This window comes from Saccharomonospora saliphila YIM 90502 (genome assembly GCF_000383795.1).
Taxonomy (GTDB): domain Bacteria; phylum Actinomycetota; class Actinomycetes; order Mycobacteriales; family Pseudonocardiaceae; genus Saccharomonospora; species Saccharomonospora saliphila.
This window is the reverse complement of the sequence record NZ_KB912696.1, coordinates 1-4723: the sequence shown is the minus strand read 5'-3', so window position 1 is coordinate 4723 and position 4723 is coordinate 1. Positions and strand designations below refer to the sequence as shown.

At 71.5% G+C, this 4723-nt stretch carries 3 protein-coding genes; 2 read left to right on the top strand and 1 reads right to left on the bottom strand.

From position 1 onward, the window contains the following. Positions 1 to 2178: endopeptidase La (gene lon, locus SACSA_RS23195; protein ID WP_019818411.1), on the top strand; the 2178-nt coding region annotated here is incomplete at its 5' end. A 92-nt stretch (positions 2179 to 2270) separates the two neighbouring features. On the opposite strand, the gene SACSA_RS0115075 is transcribed toward lon, so the two are convergent. Beyond that, a complete protein-coding gene (locus tag SACSA_RS0115075) occupies positions 2271 to 3728 on the bottom strand; it encodes an MFS transporter (protein WP_019818410.1) in 1458 nt (485 codons plus the stop codon). 84 nt (positions 3729 to 3812) lie between these two features. Between SACSA_RS0115075 and SACSA_RS0115070 the strand changes: the two genes are divergently transcribed. After that, positions 3813 to 4661, top strand: coding sequence for an IclR family transcriptional regulator (locus tag SACSA_RS0115070; RefSeq protein WP_019818409.1), 849 nt, complete (start codon positions 3813 to 3815; stop codon positions 4659 to 4661). Positions 4662 to 4723 lie beyond the last annotated feature (62 nt).

Genomic DNA, 4723 nt, shown 5'->3' with positions numbered 1-4723 from the left:
CGGGCGGCGATGCTGCGCGGCACGAGCCGGGTGGCGGTGACCGACGCGCGCGCAGGCACCGCGGAGTCCACCGACGCCGACTCCTCGCCCGGGGACCCGGCCGTCCGCACGGCCCGGGTCGAACCTCTGAGCGACCTGCCCACCGACGACCGGACCCGGGAGCTGGCCGTCGAGTTCAGGGAGGTGGTGCTCGCCCTGCTGAAGCAGCGCGGTCTGTGGCAGATGCGCGAGGCGGTCGAGCGCATGGAGGACCCCTCACTGATCGCCGACCTCGCGGGCAACGCGCCGTTCGTGGACGTCGGGGAGAAGCTGACGCTGCTGCGCACCCTCGACGTGACCGCACGGCTGGAGCTCGCGCTGGCCAAGGGGCGCGACTACCTGGCCGAACAGAAGGTCAACGACGCGATCCGCAAGGACGTCGAGCAGGACATGGACCGCCAACAGCGGGAATTCCTGCTACGCCGCCAGCTCGAAGCGATCCGCAAGGAGCTCGGCGAGCTCGACGGCGGCTCGGACGGCGACGACTACCGCGCGAAGGTGGAGGCGGCCGACCTGCCGGAGAAGGTGCGCACCGCCGCGCTGGCCGAGGTCGACAAGCTGGAGCGGACCTCGGAGTCCTCCCCCGAGGTCGGCTGGATCCGGACGTGGCTCGACACGGTGTTGTCGATGCCGTGGACCACGCGCACCGCCGACGTGCACGACATCGCGGGGGCACGCCGCGTGCTCGACGCCGACCACGCCGGGCTCGACGACGTCAAGGAACGCATCGTCGAGTACCTGGCCGTGCGGCAGCGCCGCGCCGAGGCGGGGAACGGGCAGGAGACGACCGTGGGCGGCAGGCACTCCGGTGCGGTGCTCGCGCTCGCGGGCCCACCCGGAGTCGGCAAGACGTCGCTGGGCGAGTCGGTGGCCACGGCGATGGGCCGCCGGTTCGTGCGGGTCGCACTGGGCGGCATCCGGGACGAGGCGGAGATCCGAGGCCACCGGCGCACCTACGTCGGCGCGCAGCCCGGCCGGATCGCGCGCGCGATCGCGGAGGCGGGCTCGATGAACCCGGTCGTGCTGCTGGACGAGGTGGACAAGGTCGGCGCCGACTACCGGGGTGACCCGACGGCGGCGCTGCTCGAGGTGCTGGACCCGGAGCAGAACCACACGTTCCGCGACCACTATCTCGAAGTCGAGCTCGACCTGTCCGACGTCGTGTTCCTTGCCACGGCCAACGTGCTCGAGGCGGTGCCCGCGCCGCTGCTCGACCGGCTGGAGATCGTCTCGCTCGACGGCTACACCGAGCACGAGAAGGTGACCATCGGCCGCGAACACCTGCTCGGGCGCGAGCTGGAGCGCGCGGGCATGGCCGAGGGCGACGTCGTGCTGACCGACGCGGCGCTGAGCCGCATCGCCTCGGAGTACACGCGTGAGGCCGGGGTGCGCGAGCTGAACCGGATGATCGCGAAGCTGCTGCGCAAGGTCGCCACCAGGGTGGCCCTCGACGAGGTGGCGCTACCGCAGACGCTCGACGCGGGTGACCTCGATCGTTACCTGGGCAGGCCGAGGCACGTGCCGGAGTCGTCGCTGCCGTCGGACGAGCGGCGCACGGCGGTGCCCGGCGTGGCGACCGGGCTCGCGGTGACCGGCGCGGGCGGCGATGTGCTGTTCGTCGAGGCGTCGCTGGCCGACGCGGAGTCGGGCGGCACGGGGCTGACACTGACCGGCCAGCTCGGCGACGTGATGCAGGAGTCGGCGCGGATCGCGCTGTCGTACCTGCGCTCGCGCGGTGCCGAGTTGGAGCTTCCGGTGGCCGACCTGAAGGACCGCGGCGTGCACGTCCACGTGCCCGCCGGGGCTGTGCCGAAGGACGGGCCGTCGGCCGGGGTCACGATGACCGCCGCGCTCGCCTCGCTGTTGTCGGGGAGGCTGGTGCGCTCGGATGTCGCGATGACCGGCGAGGTGTCGCTGACCGGGCGGGTACTGCCCGTCGGCGGGGTGAAGCAGAAGCTGCTCGCCGCGCACCGCGCGGGCCTCGACACGGTGGTGATTCCGCAGCGCAACGAGCCGGACCTGGACGAGGTCCCCACCGACATCCTGGCCCAGCTCGACGTGCACGCGGTGAGCACCGTGCGCCAGGTCCTCGACCTGGCCCTGGAACCCGCGGCAACCCCCTTGTCCCAGGCGGCCTGACCCGCCCACCGGGGATTTTGTCGTGCCGTCAAGGCCTCCTTCACTGCACTCAACGCAGGTAAGGAGGCCTTGACGGCACATCAACAAGCGGGTCACGCCGCGGTGAGGTCCGGGCGCTTCTCGCGGACGAAGACGTACATGCCCGCGGAGGCGAGCATGATGCCGCCCGCGACCCACGTGCCCACGGACCAGCTTCCGGTGGCGTCGCGCAGCACCCCGCTGACCACCGGGCTCGCCACGGCGCCGATCTCCGAGACGAGGTTGAGCAGGCCGAAGGCCGAACCGCGCTGCTTGTCGGGCACGAGGTCGCCGGTGATGCCCTGCGCGATCGGTTGCAGTGCGTTGAAGAACAGCCCGGAGGAGAACAGGATCAGCCCGAGCAGCCACAGCGACGGCGTGCCCTCGCCGCTGATCGAGATCGCGAACGCGAACACGAGCAGGGAGTGGACCACCGAGAACGCGATGAGCAGTGGCTTGCGGCCGTAACCCTTGCGCAGTGCCCGGTCGGCGAGCCAGCCACCGGCGGGGAAGCCGAGGATGCCCGCACCCGCGTTGAACGCCGCGGTCAGGGCCGCCGAGAGCAGGGAGCTGTCCGCGGCTTCCCGGACGATCTCGACCGACCAGAAGCTGAAGAACCACAGGTTCCACAGGATCGCGATGTAGGCGATGTAGATGATCACGATGTCGCGGGAGAGCAGCGTGGCCGCCTCGGGGGTGCGGCGCAACCGGCCCACCACGACGCCGATGACCACGAACGCCAGCAGTCCCGAACCGAGCGCGGTGCCCCACGTGGGCCAGCGGAGCGTGTCGGCGATGACGAACAGCAGCAGCACCGCCGCCAGCAGCGGCGCCGACACACCGAGCATCCGCAGCAGCGGCGGGCCGAGCCGCAGCCTGCCGCCGAGGTAGCGGTGGAAGAAGTACCAGCACCCGAACGCCACCAGCAGGGACACGGCCGCGAACACCAGGAACGGCACCCGCCACGAGTCGGTTCCGAGGCCGAGCGTGCTGCCCCAGTCGATCAGCAGCGGGGTGCAGACGATACCGATGGTCAGACCGATCGACAGCCCGGAGATCACCACACCGAGGCCGAGCGTGCGCCGCTTCGGCGGGGTGTGGTTCATGATCAGCGTGCGGTCGTTGGAATAGAAGACACCCTCACCGAGACCGGTCAGCACACGGGCGCCGACGAAGGCGATGAGCCCGACGACGATGCCCGACAGGGCCGTCATCACACCCGCCCACAGCAGCGAGAGCACGATCATCTCGCGGTGGCCGAACCGGTCGCCGAGCCTGCCGCCCGGGTACTGGGTGAGCATGTATCCGGTGAAGAACAGCGAGCCGACCAGGCCACCCAGGGCGCGCGGGTCGCTGGACTCGCCGATGAACCCCACGTCGTTGGCGATCATCCAACTGACGACCGGGCCGGTGAGGGTCCGGTCGGCGTAGCTGACCACCCATCCGAGCAGCAGCATTCCCCACAGCGCGCGGTACGGCGTGCGGGGTTCGCGATCGGACGCGAGGAACGTCGTCGACTCTGAGCGGGTCATGAGGCGGCACCCTAGGTCCCCCGACTCCGATGAGCGGTCGCTCAGCGTTCCGGTGGACGGAATGCGCCCAAAGTCTTTCACTGGATGAAAACCACCATGGCCGGACAGGACCGGGCTGCCGCACGGTCGAAGGTTCGTGCGGTCCGGCGCGTGCCCGACGAGACGAAGGAGTCGCAGGTGACCAGGGACACCCGGTCGGTGACGGCCAAGGTGCTCTCGATGCTGGAGGCGTTCACCCCGGCCACCCCTGCGCTCTCACTCACCGAGCTCGCGCGGCGCTCCGGCGTGTCGCTTCCGACCGCACACCGGCGCGCGGCCGAGCTCACGAGCTGGGGCGCTCTCGAACGCGGCTGCGACGGCCGGTACCGGATCGGGCTGCGGCTGTACGAGGTGGCGGCGCTGGCGCCCCGGGGCCTGGGCCTGCGGGAGGCGGCCATGCCGTTCCTCGAGGACCTCTACGAGGTCACCCACGAGAACGTGCAGCTCGCCGTGCGCGAAGGGTTGGAAGTGGTGTTCGTCGAGCGGATCGCGGGCTGGGAGGCCGTTCCGGTGCGCACGCGGGTGGGCGGCCGCTTCGCCCTGCACGCGACCGGCGTCGGCCTGGTGTTGCTGGCCCACGCCCCTGCCGACGTCCAGCGGCAGGCGTTGAGCGCGCCCCTGCACGGCTACACCGCGAAGACGATCACCGAGCCGGAGCGGCTGCGCTCGGTGCTGGCGACGGTGCGCAGGCACGGCTACGCCGTCAGCGACGGCCAAGTGACGCTCGACGCCGTGTCGGTGGCCGCTCCCGTCCGGGACGCCGACGGCGACGTCGTGGCCGCCGTGTCGCTGGTCGTGCGCGCCGAGGACGCACAACCGCGCACGCTGGCTCCGCTCGTGCAGTCGGCCGCACGCGGCATCTCCCGCGCTCTCGTGTCGCGTTTCGCGGGCTGACCGCGCCTCCCTTCGCGCGGCTGCCTGCGCCCGGCGACGCCCCAACGCGGGCACGTTTCGCG